Raw genomic sequence first — 15,778 nt, 5'->3', positions numbered from 1 at the left:
TCGAGGCAGCGATGCAGACCAACCCCAGGCTCAACATCAGGAAAGTCAGCTGGTCCAATCCCGTGGGTGCGGATCTGCGGGCCGCACAGCAGGCGGAACTCGACGCCCGCTTCGGATGCGCTGACCACGAGCCGGGGCCGAAGCCGTCGGAAGTGGACACCGCGGTGTTCCTGGTGGCGTACGACAAAGGTTCCGGACAGCCGGTGGGCTGCGGTGGGCTGCGGCTGCTCGATTCGCACACCGCCGAGATCAAGCGCCTGTACGTTCTGCCGTACACCCGCGGCTCGGGCGTGGCCAGCTCGATTCTGGCGGCCCTCGAGGCGGAGGCGTTCGCGCAGGGAATCACCCGCGTCACGGCTGAGGCCGGCTCAGCCCAGCCAGACGGGCGGAACTTCTATCAGAACTCCGGCTTCGAGCAGGTGCCCAACTTCGGCCCGTACATCGGCGTTGAGCACTCGTACTGCTACGCCAAGAGCATCGATTCCCATAGCGCGGCGCACACGGCCATGGCCTGAGTCCTCTTCCGCCCACAACCGGCCCTCGCCCGCTTGACCGGCCCCGGGCCGGGCCGCTTGTGCGGGGCGGGGCCGCGCGTGCGGGAAAGGGCGGTGCGGGGCAAGGCGCAGCGCCGTCACACTCGGGATCGGACCGCCGCCGTCGGCTAATCTCGCGTTATGGAAACTACGGACATCACCTTCCGCACCCGCAAGTGGGTCCGCCCTGAGGACCTCAACGCCAACGGCACCCTGTTCGGCGGAAGCCTGCTGAAGTGGATCGACGAGGAAGCCGCGATCTACGCCATCCTCCAGCTCGGAAACGGCCGTGCTGTCACCAAGTACATCTCCGAGATCAACTTCGTCAGCTCGGCCGTGCAGGGCGACCTGATCGAGATGGGCCTGACCGCCACCCGCTTCGGCCGCACCTCCCTGACCATGCGCGCCGAGGTGCGCAACATGATCACCCGCCGGAGCATCCTCACCATCGAAGAGATCGTGTTCGTAAACCTCAGCACCAACGGCAAGCCGGAGCCGCACGGCTACACGGAGATCACGTACGACCGCGACCGCATCCCCACCCACCACCTCACGGAGACGCTCGAGCAGGACTGACGGGCCGCCGTCGTCCGCCTCCTTCCCCGCTTGACCGGCCCCGCCCCGCCTAACCGGCCCCGGCCAGGGCCGTTCGTGCGGGTGAGGGCCGCCTGTACGGACGGGGACTGCTCGACGGCGGCTGCCGGACTTTAGCGGGCGGCCAGCCCGAGGAGGCGGTCGCGGAGCGGCTGGGCGCGTTCGGTGAGAGCCAGGCCGGACATGGCCGAGGAAGCAACCCGCAGCAGCTGTGTCCGGACCGCCCGCTGCCGGTTGTAGGCCCGGAGTGCCTCCGCCACCGGCCGCGCGTCCAGGAGTTCGGCCAGAGTTGCGGCGTCCACGAGTGCCTCGCAGGCCCCCCGCCCAAGGTTGGGAGTCATCCCATGCGCGGCGTCGCCGATCAGCACAGCGCCCGGCCGGACAAAGCTGCCGAGCGTCGGAACGGTCCAGATCCGCTGGGCGAGGGTTGTTTCCGGCGCGGCCTTCTCCAAGACGCGCCTGATGGCGGGGGCGCTTCCGGCGAAGCGTTCCCGGGTCCGCTGCAGCGCCTCGGCGGCGTCAATTCCGGCCGGCCCCAGATCCGAGCGGAACGACGCGTACCAGTAGGTCCTCCCGCCCGACGCCGGCGTGATGCCGAACAGCTGTCCGCGGCCCCAGTATTCGCCGCCCGCATCCGCGGCAACGGGCTCGGCGAGGACGCCCCGCAACGCCAGGTAGGGCGTCAGCTTCGCCGCAGCCCGCCCGCCCCAGAACGCGCGGCGGACCACGCTGTGGACACCGTCGGCGCCCACCAGCAGCCCTGCCGCCAGCGGGCCCGACGCCGGCACTTCATCCACCCGGCCCGCCACCCGGCGCACAGCGGGGGGAACGGCGGCCTCCAGGACCCTGAGCAGATCGGCCCGGGACACGCCGAGGACACCGCGAACCTCCGGCGAAGCCCACGAATTTCCGGCGCTGTCCCGCAGGGCCATGCCGCCGAGCCCGGTGCCGGCTGCGCGGATCTCCGGCAGGACGCCGAGAACGGCCAGGGCAGCCTGCGCTTCAGGCCACATGGCCAGCGAGGTCTCCACCGGCGGCACGCCTGGACGCTGCTCATGGAGTGTGACGTCGAAGCGCTGCGGGTCGAGCCCGGCGGCGAGCGCCAGGCCGGCGATGCCGCCGCCGATGATGGTTATGGCGTCCATGGAACCGATGTTATGCCCGGCGGCGGCCGGCGGCCTGTGCGGCTTCCCCGTGGGCGGCCCTCCCCCGCTTGGCCGGCCTTGGTCCGGGCCGGTTGAGTGGGGCGGGGCCGGTCATGCGGGGTCGGGCCGGTTATGCGGGCGAGTGCGGGCGAGAGCTAGGACGGCCAGCCGGTGTAGGCCTCGGCCAGATAGGCCCTGCCGTGGCGTGATGAGACCACGGAGTTAAGTTCGCCGAGCTGCCGGGCCCGGGAGAAATCATCGGCATCCACCGGGGTATGCAGCATGGACGTCATCCAGTAGGAGAACTGCTGGGCCTTCCAGACCCGGTCCAGGGCACGGTCGCTGTACGAATCGAGGAGCGCGGTGGAGCCCGACTTGTAAAAGCTGTCCAGGCCCTCGAACAGCACCTTGACGTCGTGGATCGCGAGGTTCAGGCCCTTGGCGCCCGTGGGCGGGACGGTGTGGGCGGCGTCCCCGGCCAGGAACAGTTTGCCGTGGCGCATGGGCGTGTGCACGAAACTGCGGAACTTCAGCACCATCTTGTCGATGACCGGGCCCTCCTTCAGTTCGAAGCCGTTGCCGTTGACGCGGCTGCGGAAGGCGTCCCAGATCCGTTCCTCGCTCCAGTTGTTCACGTCCTCGTTCGGGTCGCACTGGAAGTACATCCGCTGCACGGTTTCGGTGCGCTGGCTGATCAGGGCGAAGCCGTTTGCCGAGTTGGCGTAGATCAGCTCGTCCGAGCTGCGCGGAGCCTCGGCAAGAATGCCGAACCAGGCGAACGGGTACTCGTGGAAGTACCACTTGCGGTGCGCTTCGGGGATCTGGAAGCGGCAATGGCTACGGGAGCCGTCGGCACCGGCGATGAAGTCGGCCTGCAGCTCGTACTCCGTGCCGTCGGCGTCCGTGAACCAGACTTTGGGCTTGCCCTCGATGTCGTGCACCGTGGTGTCCGTGACGCTGTAGCGGACGTCGCCGCCGTCGGCCTCGCGGCGTGCCGCGAGGTCCATGAAGACGTCAGTCTGCGGATACAGCCAGACCGACTCCCCCACAAGGTCCTTGAAGTCGATGCGGTGGCTTTCGCCGTTGAACCGGAGTTCGATGCCGTCGTGCCGGTCGCCCTCGCGCAGAACGCGGTCGGAAACACCGCTGTCCACCAGCATGTTGACGGTTCCGTGTTCCAGGATGCCCGCACGGACTGTCTCGGAGATCTCCTGGCGGCTTCGGATTTCGATCACTGTGGACTCGACGCCGGCTTTGGCCAGCAGATGGGAGAGCATGAGTCCGGCGGGGCCGGCGCCCATAATGGCTACCTGGGTGGTGATGATCTTGCGTGCTGCCATGATGTTCCTCGCTTCGTCGCGGGGCCCTCGGCTTGGAAACTGGGGCCGGAAGTTGGTTCTGGCTAACAGTGTGCGCCGGGCTGTGTGTCCGGCGTTACAAGGATTCCATTGAACGGAAATCGGGGCTGGTGGCCGACTCCGCGAGCCTTCGCCCGATCCCCCGGGCCGCGGTCTGCAACGCCGGAACCAGCGCCTGCATCCGCATTTCCCGCAGGGGTACGACGACGCCGAGGGCAGCAACCGCCCGCTTCTGGCCATTCAGCACGGGAACCGCAATCCCCCACGTATCCGGATCAATCACGCCTGCCAGCTGCGCATAACCCTGGCGGGCTGCTTCGCCCAGAAGTGCCCGCAGGTCCTCCGGCGTCACTTTTCCGGCGGGATCGGCGAACTGTTCCAGGTATTCGGCCTGGACGGACCGCGGCTGGTGGGACATCAAGGCCAGCCCGGCCGACGACACGTGCACGGCCATGCGGCCGGCGATCTGCGCCCGGTTCGCTACCGAACCGCGGCGGGAGAGCCGTTCCACGAAGAGCGCTTCCCAGCCGTCCAGCACCGCCAGGTTCACGTTCTGGTTGAGCACGTGCTGAATGTCCTCCATGAACGGCATCGCCGCCTGGCGCAGGGCGAGGGTCGGTGAATTCCGGTTGACCAGCTCCCACAGGCGCAGCCCCAGCCGTACGGAACCTCCGGCGCCGGCTTCGAGGAGGCCGTGGTGTGCCAACTGCCGGACCAGCCGGTGGGCTGTGGTCAGGGGCAGCCCTGCACGGTCCGCCAACTCCGAAAGCTGCAGGACGCTGACCCCCTCCGGGAAGGCCGCAATGACGCGCACCACCCTGTCCACCACGGAGTCGCCGGAGGCTGAGTTGGCCACGATGCCCCGCTTCCGTTCAATGGTTTTTGTTGTTCCCAGATTACACCCGCGAGTGATACAACTCTCATGTCGAACGTCCCCGCTGTCCGCCCGGCCGCCATCCATGAACAGTTCCCCAAACCCGAACAATGAGGTTCCCATGTCAACGCTCTCAGTTGCCCGCCGTTCCCAGTGGCCCGTATGGCTGTGCTGGCTGGCCATGGTGCTGGACGGATTCGATCTGGTGGTGCTGGGCACCGTCATTCCCACCCTGATCAAGACCCAGGACCTTGGCTTCGACGCTGTGGGCGCGACGTATGCGGCCACCATCTCCCTGGTGGGCGTGGGCATCGGAGCACTCTTCATCGCGCCGCTCTCGGACCGCTTCGGACGCCGCCGGCTGCTTGTTGCCTGCGTGGCCTGGTTCTCCCTCTTCACCATCGCCGTGGCGTTTGCGCCCAACGTTGCCATGTTCGGCATCTTCCGGCTCCTCGCAGGCGTGGGACTCGGCGCCTGCCTGCCCGCAGCCCTGGCCTACATGAACGATTATGCCCCCGCCGGCACGGCAGGGAAGTCCACCACCAGGACCATGACCGGCTACCACGTCGGCGCCGTGGCCACGGCGTTCCTTGCCATCCTGGTGGTGCCGGACTGGCGCATCATGTTCGTGGTGGGAGGACTCGCCGGCTTCGCGCTGGTGCCGTTCCTGTGGTTCCGGCTGCCGGAGACCCTGCCGCCCGTCCATGCCGAGCACGGTGCCGGAATCAAGGGCGCCGAAGGTGAAACTGCAGAAGCCCACCGCGCCGTGGCCGCCCGGGCACACCGCCCCATCGCCGTGCCGTCGGCAGAACCCGAAGCTGCGCCGGCATCGATGTTGGCTGCCGACCAAGCCGGCGAGCGGGCCAGCTTCCGAGACCTCACGCGCAAGCCGTATCCGCTGGTGGCCCTGGGAATAGCGGTGGCATCATTCATGGGGCTCCTGTTGGTGTACGGCCTGAACACCTGGCTGCCGCAGCTCATGTCCTCCGCCGGGTACACCGTCAGCACGGGCCTGGTGCTGCTGCTGGTGCTCAACGTGGGCGCCGTGGTGGGTCTGATCGTGGCCGGCATCCTGGCAGACAAGCACGGCACCAAGAAAATCGTGCTCCTCTGGTTCGGCCTGTCCGCGCTCTTCCTGGCTGTCCTCAGCATCAAGATCCAGAGCGAATTCCTGCTCAATGCCGCCGTGTTCGTGACCGGCGTCTTCGTCTTCAGCTCGCAGGTGCTCGTCTACGCCTGGGTCAGCCAGCTCTTCCCGGCCCGGCTCCGCGGCACCGCCCTCGGCTTTGCGGCGGGCGTGGGGCGCCTCGGCGCCATCATGGGACCGGCCGTTACGGGGACGCTCGTGGCCGCCGGCATCGCCTACCCGTGGGGCTTCTACGTCTTTGCCGCCGCCGCCCTTCTGGCAGTGCTGGCCTTGGTGACCGTCCCCCACGCGATCGCGCCGGCATCCGGCCAGCCGTCCGACGTCGGGCGTTCCTAACCGCTGAACCGGCCCTCCCCCGCATAACCGGCCCCGGGCAAGGCCGGTCATGCGGGCGCGCGGGCCTAACGATGGGCTAGCGCCGGAGCCGCGCCCAGGCAGACGGTGCGAGCACCACGGCAATGCCCACGGCGGCGCCGATCACGGTTTCCACGATCCGGTCGCGCAGCAGCATGCCGGGCGCGGCGGGTGCGACCAGCAGCGTGGAAACAAGCGCCAGCGGCGTCACGAAGACCTGCGCAACGACGTAGTTGCGGGCGATGTACAACTCGGCACCGAACTGGCAGAGAGCCATCACCAGCACCATCTGCCAGGGCGCCGGGTTGAGCGCGAGGATCCCTGCGAGCAGCACCAGGCCCAGAACCGTGCCGATGATTCTCTGGACGCCGCGGCTGATTCGGTGCCGCGTGGAGCGGCCAACCAGCGGCACCACCGCGGCCACCATCGCCCAGTAGTTGTGCCCGAAGCCGAGCCACTGGCCGGCAAGGGTTGCCAGCGTCCCGGCCAGGCCGGCCGCCGCGATGTAGCCCACGGCTTCCAGCCGGGCGGCCTGCTTCTCCTTCGCGGTGAGCCTCGCCGGCGCCGGCATCTCCCACGGCGTCCGGCGGCTCCGGAGCACGCGCGAGGACAGCCCCACCAACAGGCAGAATGCGGTGGTCAGGACGGCCGCCAGCATGCACTGCCAGAGGGGCGGCTGGTTCGGGATCGAAGCGATCGCGGCAAAGGCGAAGATGTGGAACAGCGAGCCCGCCGGGCGGTGCCGCCACCGCGCAATGACCAGCGAACACGCCCCGGCAACCATCGTGGTAGCAAGCACCAGGAGCCAGGAGCTCGCCGGGCCCGAGAGGCCGCTGGCCTGGACCGTACGGGCGAAGAGGCTTGCCAGCAGCATTACCACCAGCATGAGCGAGCCGGCGCGCACCTGGATGAAGAGCCGCTTCCGGTGCATTTCACCGCGGCCGTAGATTCCCGTGAAGGCGCCGAATGACGCGAAAATTGCCAGATCCAAGCGGTCCAGCAGCACCAGGGTGATCAGCGGGACGAAGACTCCGATTGCGCAGCGGATGGCGACATGATGATCCTTGTTTGCCGGGGCAATGGTGAACATCTCGGCCAGCAGCTTCACGGTGGATTCGCGCCTTTCGTTGGCAGTATGGAACTGACGACGGCGGCGCTGGCGTGCGCTTAACAGCTTACGTTGGCGGGTTCTCCCCTCTGCAGAAGAGGGCTGTTAGGTGGGTCTCCGGTCAGTGGTGCGGGTGGGCATCCACCACAACCGCTTCGAAGGTGGTGGCATTCGCGACGCCGAATTTCGCGTTCACCACGGCAAGGGAGTCATGGAAGAGGGCGGCCGTCGTCGGAATGTTGAAGTGCGGGCTGGTGATGACCTCCCTCACGCTCCCGGTCGACTCGTGGAAGTTGACGCGGATGCGGCTCACCTGGTTGATGAAGTTCTGCACCACCCACACGATGTCGTCCTTCACCACGAGACCGTCGCCGTTGGGCACGGTGATGCCGTCGATCTTCGTGCTTGCCCCGGTCCGCGGGCTGACCGTGTACAGGGCCTGGTTGGCGGAGTGGGCCACCACGAGCCTGCGAGCGTCAGGGGAATAGGCGATGCCGTTGAGGTTGAAGGCGCCGGAGAGGTCGGCAGCCGGGCCCTTGAGCGCCAGCGTGCGTACGTCGCCGAGGTCGCCGTCGTCGTCCACCGGGAGAAAGTACAGCTCGCCCTGCTGGGAGTTGGTGAACCAGGCGCCGTCCTCGGTCAGTGCGACGTCGTTGATGAACGCGGCCTTGTCCGTCAGCTGGTAGGTCTTGACCGTCTTCTTGGTGTCCGTGTCATAGACGTAGGCCTGGCCGGTGGGGCCGCCGGCCACGAACAGCAGGTCGTTGCGGGTATCGGCCTTAAGGCCAACGGCCACGCGGCCGTCGGGAGCGTCGATGAACTTCTTGGCCGTGTCTTTGTGGATATCGCCACGGTAAATGTCCCCCGTGACCAGATCGCCCGCGAAGAAGGTGCTGCCTTCGCCGGCGGCGATGCCCTCGGCACCCTTTGCTCCGTCCAGCAGGATGACTTTGGATTCGTCTTCGGACTGTGCCTGCCCGGCCGATGCGACGGGTGCCGGGATCAGGAGGGCGGCGAGGGCAACTAACCCTGCGGCCGCATGGCGGCGTGTTTTTCCTGAAACTAAGCTGAGATGCATGATGCTCTCCGGAATCGACTCTTTCCGTGCGAGCTGGCCGTTGTACGGAGCTCCGCACGCTGGTCTTTTCAGTGTAGGTACCGCAGTGTGGAGCTGGCCATAGCGCCGGAAATCAGGCGTCAGGTCCCGGCCCGGAAATCTTCCCGCGATCGGAACGCGGGGGCAACGCGCCCGTAACAGCTGCCCGGCAGGCTGGCATCATGAAGCCTCAAGCACCCACGCCTGCCACGGCTGAATTAAGCTGCGAGGTCTGCGGCCAGATGCCCGAGCCTCCCAAGACCCGCCTCACGGTGGCCAATGTCGCCGTCATGCTCCCCATCGAACTGCTGGTGCACGCCCTCGTGGTCCAGACGCACCTGCCGTACCTGGCCAAGGTCCTGGTGCTCACGCTCACCGCCACGGTCCTGGTCATCTGGGTGGCCGAGCCGTCCGCGGCGCGGATCCTGCGGCGCTGGCTCCACGCGCCCGCGCTGCGGCACCGCCGGCGGCTCGGTGCGGCCCCCGCCCTGTGGCGGGCCAGGACCGTGCTGCGCGACCAGCCGGGTTCGCTGAAGAAAATCACCCGGTCGCTGGCCCTGCTGGACACCAACATCCTCAGCATCCACGTCCATCCGGTCCGGGGCGGTGTCATGGATGAATTCGTGCTGTCCACGCCAGGCAAGGTGACCGAGCGGCAGCTGGTGGAGGCGCTGGAAGACGGCGGCGGCAGGCAGCCGCAGGCATGGCCCACCACGGCCCTGGCAGTGGCCGACGGGCAGACGAAGGCCCTGAGCCTGGCGGCACGGATCGCCGCGAGCCCGCAGGAACTTCCGCTCGCCGTCGCGGAACTGCTGTCCGCGCGGATCCTGCCGGAGGACAGTGAAACCGCCCGCCAGACGGCCGAAACGAACGACGCCGGGACCCTCCTCAAGATCCCCACCGCCTGGCACGGACCCATCACCTTCTACCGCCCCGGCGAACCGTTCACACCCGCCGAATCAGCCCGCGCGCACCGGCTCGCGGAGCTCGCCGAGATCCTCGCCCACGTGCCCGCCGGCCCCCGGGACACCAGGGAAGCCGGTGTTCTGGCCGAAAGCTAGCCGCCCGAAAGCCAGCATCCGCCCGCCCCGCCTCCGGCACCCACGGACGACGGGGCGGGCGGCCGTCTGTGCGCGGCCGGCCAGTCACATTCGGTAATTAGCCCAAGCAGCACCCGCCTGCACAGAAAACTCTTGACAGTGGCGCCGGTCACTCCTACCTTTGATTTTGGGATCCCAAAACGGGATCCCAAATGGTCCAGCATCGACGGACCCGTACAGAGTGGCCAGGCGATTCCGGAACGCCGCTGCAGGCCTTCGCTCCACGATTCCCGCCGCCCAACCCGCGGCCGCACACTCCTAAACACCCAAGCTCGTTCCCCCTGTCCGCAAACTTCCCCGTGAAGGAGAAGCTGTGTCTCTCCCCAATACTGAAACCGTGACAACCGAAGCCCAAACCACAGTTGCCGCCGCCGGCGGCGAACCCGGCAAGGACGGCGTGCAACGGCGCACCAACGTCCGCTGGAAGCTTTTTCTGCTGCTGCTGGTCCTCGTCGCCGTCAACTACATCGACCGCGGCTCCATCTCCGTGGCACTGCCCATCATCCAAAAGGAATTCAACCTCGCCCCGGAGCTCGTGGGCCTCCTGCTGTCGGCCTTCTTCTGGACCTACGCCCTGATGCAGATCCCGGTCGGCTGGCTCATCGACAAGTTCGGTCCGCGCAAGGTCATGACGGCATCCTGCGTGGGCTGGGGCGCCGCAACCGCCGCCTCGGGCCTGGCCGGCGGCTTCCTCAGCATGTTCATCGCCCGCCTCGGTATCGGCGTCACGGAGGCGGGCGTCATGCCCGCCGGCGGCAAGCTGAACGCCATCTGGATGCACAAGTCAGAGCGCGGCCGCGGCGCCACCATCCTGGACGCCGGCGCGCCGCTCGGCGCGGGCCTGGGCGGCATCCTGATCGCCGGACTCATCGCCTCCACCGGCAGCTGGCGCACGGCGTTCATCATCGCCGGTGCCGCCACGGTGCTCATGGGCCTGGCGGTCTGGTGGTACGTCCGTGACAATCCGCGCCAGCACCGCGGAGTCAATGCTGCCGAGGCCGAATACATCGAGGCCTCCCACGCCGCGGAGGACGCCGAAGCCGAACTCGACGGCAGCAAGGGCAAGCGCGCCCTGCTTCCCTACCTGAGGTTCCGTTCCTTCTGGGCCATGTGCTTCGGTTGGCTGGGCTTCAACGGCGTGTTCTACGGCCTGCTCACCTGGGGCCCGCTCTACCTCGCGCAGGCCAAGGGCTTTGACCTGAAGACCATCGGCTGGTCCACCTTCGTGATCTTCGGAGCCGGCTTCGTCGGTGAAATCCTCGGCGGCAACATCGCCGACAAGTGGCGGGCGTCCGGCGCCTCGGCCAACCGCGTCATGCGCACCCTCCTGGGCATCTCCAGCGTCGTGGTGATCGGCGGCCTGGTGGGCGTGACGGTGGTGGCCGACCCCACCACCGCGGTTGTCCTGCTCTCGGTGGTCATGTTCTTCCTCCGCTGGGTGGGCCTCTTCTGGAGCATCCCCTCCATCCTCGGCGGCCGGACCAACGCCGGCGTCCTGGGCGGTGCCATGAACTTCAGCGGCAACATCTCCGGCTTTGTCACACCGATCGCCGTCGGCCTGATCGTCGGGGCCACGGACTCCTACACGTGGGCGCTGCTGTACTTCGTGGGATCCGCCATCATCATGGGCGTGTCCGTCCTGACCCTGGACTACAACAAGCGGCTTCCCGTCTAGGCCAACTGTCTGGGCCAACCGCCTAGGCCAGCCGCCCTAAGCTAGGCCACAGCACCATCTCCCGCCCGCCGGGGCGCAATGTCACCGAAGAATCCGAATGGAGCACCATGCTTACCGCCGAAGAGACCCAGGACAAGGAACGCCCCCTCCGCGAGGCCGTCCGGGACACACTCCGCACCCGGATCTTTGAAGGACATTACGCTCCCGGCACGCGGCTGGTGGAACGTGATCTCGCCGCGGAATTCAACGTGTCGCGCCTTCCCGTCCGGGAAGCGCTGCGCATGCTGCGCATGGAAGGCCTCATCAGCGACCGCGGCGCACGCGGCGCGGAAGTCAGCACCCTCAGCCCCAAGGACGTGGAGGACCTCTTCGACGTCCGGCAGTCACTCGAGGTGCTGGCCTGCCGGCTCGCCGCCGCCCGCGCCACCGCGGATGACCTGGCCCGCCTGGAAGGCCTGCTCGACGAGGCGGACCGCTGCCTCGCCAAGGGCGCCGTCATGGAGGCCCACCGTGCCAACAGCGAATTCCACGACGCCATCACCGCCATCGCCGACAACAACTTTCTCAAATCCGCGCTGGAACCCCTCCAGGGCCGCATGCACTGGCTGTTCCGCCATGTCAGCGACCTGCCGGAACTGATCCAGGAACACCGCGAGCTGTACGCCGCCATCGCCAGCGGCGATCCGGACCGCGCCGCCGCCCAGTCGGCGTCGCACATCGGCAAGTACCGCGAGCAGTTCCCCGAGGACTTCCGGAAAACGGAACCCGCCCTTCACCGGAAGAAATCATGAAGCTACTCGTCATCAACCCCAACATCAGCGACGACGTCACCGCCCTCATCGAGTCGGAGGCCCTGCGCTCCGCGTCCCCGGGCACGGAGCTGGTGGTCCGCACTGCCGGGCACGGGGTGGAATACATCGAAACCCGCTTTGAGTCCCTGATCGCGGCCGGCGCCGTGGCCGAGATCATTGCCGAGCATCACGGCCGCGTCGACGGCGTGGTGGTGGCAGCCTTCGGCGATCCCGGCATGCCGGCCCTGAAGGAACTCGCCGACGTTCCCGTCATCGGCATCACCGAGGCTGCCCTGTGCGCCGCGGCCCTGCAGGGGCACCGGTTCTCCATCATCGCCATCTCGGACCGGATCCGGCCGTGGTACCTGGACTGCGTCGAACGGTTCGGGCTCGGCGGCCGGCTGGCCTCCATCCGCTCCATCAACGAAAGCCTCAACGCCATCGGCTCGGTGCAGCAGGACTTCAAGGAAACCCTTCTGGCACTCAGCCGGCAGGCCGTCACCGAGGACGGGGCCGACGTCGTGATCCTTGCCGGCGCCCCGCTGGCGGGACTGGCCCGCGACCTGCGGGGGCAGATTCCGGTCCCCGTGGTGGACGGCATCTCCGCCGGCATCCGCATGGCGGAGGCCGTGGTGGGCCTCGAGTCCGGCCCGCACCGTGCCGGCGCATTCGCTCCTCCGCCGGTCAAGGCCCGCAGGGGCCTCTCGGAAAACCTCGACGCCGCCCTCGCCGCCGCCCAGTCTGCACCCGCCGCTTCAAAAAACTAGGAGGACACCGATGTCCAACACCCCAGACCTTGTCATTGCCAACGGCACCGTGGTCAACAGCTTCGGCCGCCAGAACGCCCACATCGTGGTGCGGGACGGCAGGATCGCCCAGCTGGTCGACGCCTCGGCGCCTGTCCCCGACGCCAACCGCACCATCGACGCCGCCGGGAAGCTCGTGATCCCCGGCGGCGTGGACGGCCACTGCCACGTGGCCCAGGTGACCGGACGCTTCCGGACCCTGGACGACTACCGGACCACCTCAACGGCAGCGCTGTGGGGCGGCACCACCACCATCATCGACTTCGGCATCCCCCGGGACGCCCAGGAGACACCGCTTGCGGCCGTCCTGCACAAGAAGGAGCTGGCGCAGGAGTCCCGCTGCGACGTCGCCCTGCACGGCTCGGTGGTCAGCTGGGACGAGACCGTGCCCTGGCAACTGGAGCAGCTGGCCGCGGAGGGCGTGCGGTCGGTCAAGATGTACACCACCAACCGGGGCACCACCATGGCGGACGGGGACACCATCCTGAAGGTCATGCGCGAAATGGTCCACCTGGACGGCCTCACCTACATCCACGCGGAACACGATCCCATCATCGCGGACTGCACCGGGCAGCACGCCGACGACGGCAGGATCGGCATCGAACACCTGCACCGGACGCGCCCGGAACTTGCCGAGGAGGTCTCGGTCAAGGAGACCCTGGCCATGGCCGACTACACCAAGGCACCCGTGTACTTCGTCCACCAGTCCACCCCCGGGGCCGTTGACCTGGTCACCGAGGCCAGGGCCCGCGGCCAGGAAGCGTACTCCGAGACCTGCCCGCACTACCTGACCCTGGATGACACGGTGTATGGCTCGGCATTTCCCGAGTGGTACGCCTGCTGCCCGCCCATGCGCAGCCCCGAAACCGTCGCCGCCCTGAAGGAACGGCTGGCAGACGGGGCGATCCACACTGTTTCCTCGGACCACTCCTGCTATGACCTGTCGCAGAAACGGGAGCGCTCGGATGACATCCGGGCCATGCCGCACGGCCTGCCGGGCGTGGAAACGCGGATGCCCGTGACTTTCACGGCCTTGGCTTCCGCGGGCGGCTCCGTGGAGGACTTCGTGGAGGTCTTCGCCGCCGGTCCGGCCCGCATCAACGCCCTTCCCGGCAAGGGGACCATCGCCGCCGGCTTCGACGCCGACCTCGTGGTTTTCGATCCCGCCGAACAGCGCACGGTCGACGGCGGCGCGCTGCACATGGGCACTGATTTCTCGCCGTTCGACGGCCGGACGCTCACCGGCTGGCCCGCCGTCGTGGTCTCGGCCGGACGGGTGGTCCTGGACGCTGGCGGCTTCCACGATCCCGGCCCCGTGGGGCGCTTCGTGGCCCGGAACGGATTCCGGGAGCACCTCGCGGCCGCCCCGCTGCTGTCCCCCGCCACCGCCACCGCCGCTGCCACCGCTTAGGAGAACAAGTGCCTGCCGCAACACGCAAGACTCGCATCGGCATGATCGTGCCGTCCTCCAACACCTGCCTGGAACCGCAGAGCTACCGCATCCTGGGCGACCGGGATGATGTCACCATCCATTTCACCCGGATTCCCGTGACGCGGATCGCCCTGGACGACTCGTCGGACCGGCAGTTCGACCCCGCCGTCATGCGCGCAGCGGCCCAGCTGCTCGCGACGGCGGACGTGGACGTCATCGCCTGGAACGGCACCTCGGGGTCATGGCTCGGGGGGGACCACGACCGCGAACTGGTCCGTGAAATCCGGGACGCCACCGGCATTCCGGCCACCACGTCCACGCTCGCCTACATGGAGGCGTTCCGCGAGTTCGGCACCGAGCGGATCGGGCTGTTCACGCCGTACACGGCGGACGTCAACCAGGCCATCGTGGCGTCCTACGAGCGGGACGGCATCAAGACGGTCGCCCACACCTGCCTTGGCCTGAGCGACAACGAGTCCTTCGGCCGCGTCACGGATGACGAGATGCGCCCCGGCTCACTCGAACTGGCGGCAGCCGCACCGGATGCCCTGATCTATCTCTGCACCAACCTGTACGGCGCCAACATCGCCGCGGAGATCGAGGCCGGCACCGGCGTTCCGGTGCTGGACTCGGTGGCCGTGACCCTGTGGCACTGCCTGAAACTTGCCGGGTCCCCCTTGCTCGCACCGAGGTGGGGCCGGCTGCTCGCGGACTGATCCAGCCCGCCGGCCCTGCCACCCCCCCCCAAGGCACGGTCGCAGCCCAGGCAAGGCAGACGGCGGCGGCCCGTCCACTGGGAGCGGGCCGCCGCCGTCGAACTACATGCGGATCCTGAGCGCCCCGGGATCCACCCTGACGCTCATGTGCTTTCCGGACCCCACGTGGTCGCCGTCCAGCTGGAACTCCTGTCCGTGGTGGAGGGTCACCTCGGCCGTTCGGCCCTGGAAGTACTCGGCGGATTCGGTCCGGTTCTTCCGGCGGCCGAAGATGCCCTTCACCACCCCGAGCCATCCGAGCCGGCCTCGGGGCGCGAGGATGAGGAGATCCAGGACGCCGTCGTCCACCTTCGCCTCGGGAAATATTTCGATGCCGCCCATGATCTGCCCGCAGTTGCCGATCATCACGCTGCGGATTCTGCGCTTCACCGGGTCCCGGCCGTCAACCGTGATGGTGGCCTTCACCGGCTTGCCCGGCAGCTTGCGGATGCCGGCCTCCACGTAGGCGAGCCAGCCCATGCGGTCCTTGAGGATGTCCACGGTGTCGGCCATGATCGCGGCGTCGTAGCCCACTCCGGCCATGACCAGGAAGACATTCTCGTCCTCGGACTGGTCAAACCTGCTCCTGACCACGTCCACGGTGCGTTCCGTGCCGTTCAGGACGTCATACGCGGCGGAAACGGGGTCGGCGATCTCCACCCCCATGTTGCGGGCCAGCAGGTTGCCGGTACCCAGCGGCACGAGTCCCAGCGGCGTGTCCGTTCCGGCCAGGACCTCCGCGACGCACCGCACGGTTCCGTCGCCGCCGGCGGCAATGACGACGTCGACCCCCGCCTCAAGCGCCTGGCGCGCCTGGCCGACGCCGGGGTCCTCTTCCGTCGTTTCCAGCCAAAGCGGCTCGGCCCAGCCCTGCGTATCGCAGAGCCTGACCAGGGAAGCGCGGAGGTCGGAACCCGCGGCCTTGGCGGGGTTGATGACCACGGCGGCCCGTTTCGGCGAGGAGGCGTTCTTGGCTGTCATGGTGTCCTTCAACGGCAGAGGGGCGGTTA

15 protein-coding genes are annotated in these 15,778 nt (G+C 68.1%); 9 read left to right on the top strand and 6 right to left on the bottom strand.

From position 1 onward, the window contains the following. Positions 1-11: 11 nt before the first annotated feature. Positions 12-515, top strand: coding sequence for a GNAT family N-acetyltransferase (locus J7I89_RS13745; protein ID WP_214971235.1), 504 nt, complete (start codon positions 12-14; stop codon positions 513-515). Between the two features lie 159 nt (positions 516-674). Beyond that, the gene (locus J7I89_RS13740; RefSeq protein ID WP_214971233.1) at positions 675-1,109 is read left to right on the top strand and encodes an acyl-CoA thioesterase; all 435 of its coding nucleotides are present in this window, start codon (positions 675-677) and stop codon (positions 1,107-1,109) included. A 131-nt stretch (positions 1,110-1,240) separates the two neighbouring features. Here the strand turns inward: J7I89_RS13740 and J7I89_RS13735 are convergent, their stop codons facing one another. The 3 genes from J7I89_RS13735 to J7I89_RS13725 form a co-directional block, all read right to left on the bottom strand. Continuing rightward, positions 1,241-2,272, bottom strand: coding sequence for an FAD-dependent monooxygenase (locus J7I89_RS13735; RefSeq protein ID WP_214971231.1), 1,032 nt, complete (start codon positions 2,270-2,272; stop codon positions 1,241-1,243). A gap of 155 nt (positions 2,273-2,427) precedes the next feature. Further along, complete coding sequence (locus J7I89_RS13730) at positions 2,428-3,612, bottom strand: 4-hydroxybenzoate 3-monooxygenase (RefSeq protein WP_214971229.1); 1,185 nt, start codon at positions 3,610-3,612, stop codon at positions 2,428-2,430. 94 nt (positions 3,613-3,706) lie between these two features. Next, on the bottom strand, positions 3,707-4,486 hold the full coding sequence (locus J7I89_RS13725; protein WP_214971227.1) for an IclR family transcriptional regulator: 780 nt from the start codon (positions 4,484-4,486) through the stop codon (positions 3,707-3,709). A gap of 139 nt (positions 4,487-4,625) precedes the next feature. On the opposite strand from J7I89_RS13725, the gene J7I89_RS13720 reads away from it, so the two are divergent. Continuing rightward, positions 4,626-5,987 carry an aromatic acid/H+ symport family MFS transporter gene (locus J7I89_RS13720; RefSeq protein ID WP_214971224.1) on the top strand — a complete coding sequence of 454 codons (1,362 nt, stop codon included), beginning with the start codon at positions 4,626-4,628 and terminating at the stop codon, positions 5,985-5,987. Positions 5,988-6,063: 76 nt separating this feature from the next. On the opposite strand, the gene J7I89_RS13715 is transcribed toward J7I89_RS13720, so the two are convergent. Further along, positions 6,064-7,113, bottom strand: a complete 1,050-nt coding sequence (locus J7I89_RS13715; protein WP_214971220.1) for an FUSC family protein — start codon at positions 7,111-7,113, stop codon at positions 6,064-6,066. 121 nt (positions 7,114-7,234) lie between these two features. Next, complete coding sequence (locus J7I89_RS13710) at positions 7,235-8,191, bottom strand: SMP-30/gluconolactonase/LRE family protein (RefSeq protein WP_214971216.1); 957 nt, start codon at positions 8,189-8,191, stop codon at positions 7,235-7,237. A gap of 200 nt (positions 8,192-8,391) precedes the next feature. Here J7I89_RS13710 and J7I89_RS13705 point away from each other — a divergent pair, with 200 nt between their 5' ends. The 6 genes from J7I89_RS13705 to J7I89_RS13680 all read left to right on the top strand — a co-directional run bounded on the left by J7I89_RS13705 (position 8,392) and on the right by J7I89_RS13680 (position 14,729). Then, on the top strand, positions 8,392-9,270 hold the full coding sequence (locus J7I89_RS13705) for an amino acid-binding protein (protein ID WP_214971214.1): 879 nt from the start codon (positions 8,392-8,394) through the stop codon (positions 9,268-9,270). Between the two features lie 376 nt (positions 9,271-9,646). After that, positions 9,647-10,984 (top strand): MFS transporter, encoded by a 1,338-nt coding sequence (locus tag J7I89_RS13700; protein WP_308159912.1) that lies wholly within the window; start codon positions 9,647-9,649, stop codon positions 10,982-10,984. Between the two features lie 107 nt (positions 10,985-11,091). Beyond that, positions 11,092-11,775, top strand: coding sequence for a GntR family transcriptional regulator (locus J7I89_RS13695; protein ID WP_214971208.1), 684 nt, complete (start codon positions 11,092-11,094; stop codon positions 11,773-11,775). Next, the gene (locus tag J7I89_RS13690; RefSeq protein ID WP_214971206.1) at positions 11,772-12,542 is read left to right on the top strand and encodes an aspartate/glutamate racemase family protein; all 771 of its coding nucleotides are present in this window, start codon (positions 11,772-11,774) and stop codon (positions 12,540-12,542) included. Before J7I89_RS13695 ends, J7I89_RS13690 begins: the two co-directional genes overlap by 4 nt. Before the next feature lie 10 nt (positions 12,543-12,552). Next, entirely contained in the window at positions 12,553-13,992 is a 1,440-nt protein-coding gene (locus J7I89_RS13685; RefSeq protein WP_214971204.1) for an amidohydrolase family protein, read from the top strand. Between the two features lie 8 nt (positions 13,993-14,000). Then, complete coding sequence (locus J7I89_RS13680) at positions 14,001-14,729, top strand: aspartate/glutamate racemase family protein (RefSeq protein WP_214971202.1); 729 nt, start codon at positions 14,001-14,003, stop codon at positions 14,727-14,729. Positions 14,730-14,831: 102 nt separating this feature from the next. Here J7I89_RS13680 and J7I89_RS13675 read toward each other — a convergent pair whose 3' ends face one another. Further along, positions 14,832-15,749 carry a diacylglycerol kinase family protein gene (locus tag J7I89_RS13675; protein ID WP_214971200.1) on the bottom strand — a complete coding sequence of 306 codons (918 nt, stop codon included), beginning with the start codon at positions 15,747-15,749 and terminating at the stop codon, positions 14,832-14,834. Between the last annotated feature and the right edge of the window lie 29 nt (positions 15,750-15,778).

This window comes from Arthrobacter sp. ISL-5, from assembly GCF_018613835.1.
GTDB lineage: Bacteria > Actinomycetota > Actinomycetes > Actinomycetales > Micrococcaceae > Arthrobacter.
This window is presented reverse-complemented; position numbering and strand designations above follow the sequence as displayed.

Coding starts and splice junctions, on each gene's coding strand:
- J7I89_RS13745 (WP_214971235.1), top strand. CDS start 12: ATGCAGACCAACCCCAGGCTCAACATCAGGAAAGTCAGCTGGTCCAAT.
- J7I89_RS13740 (WP_214971233.1), top strand. CDS start 675: ATGGAAACTACGGACATCACCTTCCGCACCCGCAAGTGGGTCCGCCCT.
- J7I89_RS13735 (WP_214971231.1), bottom strand. CDS start 2,272: ATGGACGCCATAACCATCATCGGCGGCGGCATCGCCGGCCTGGCGCTC.
- J7I89_RS13730 (WP_214971229.1), bottom strand. CDS start 3,612: ATGGCAGCACGCAAGATCATCACCACCCAGGTAGCCATTATGGGCGCC.
- J7I89_RS13720 (WP_214971224.1), top strand. CDS start 4,626: ATGTCAACGCTCTCAGTTGCCCGCCGTTCCCAGTGGCCCGTATGGCTG.
- J7I89_RS13710 (WP_214971216.1), bottom strand. CDS start 8,191: ATGCATCTCAGCTTAGTTTCAGGAAAAACACGCCGCCATGCGGCCGCA.
- J7I89_RS13705 (WP_214971214.1), top strand. CDS start 8,392: ATGAAGCCTCAAGCACCCACGCCTGCCACGGCTGAATTAAGCTGCGAG.
- J7I89_RS13695 (WP_214971208.1), top strand. CDS start 11,092: ATGCTTACCGCCGAAGAGACCCAGGACAAGGAACGCCCCCTCCGCGAG.
- J7I89_RS13690 (WP_214971206.1), top strand. CDS start 11,772: ATGAAGCTACTCGTCATCAACCCCAACATCAGCGACGACGTCACCGCC.
- J7I89_RS13685 (WP_214971204.1), top strand. CDS start 12,553: ATGTCCAACACCCCAGACCTTGTCATTGCCAACGGCACCGTGGTCAAC.
- J7I89_RS13675 (WP_214971200.1), bottom strand. CDS start 15,749: ATGACAGCCAAGAACGCCTCCTCGCCGAAACGGGCCGCCGTGGTCATC.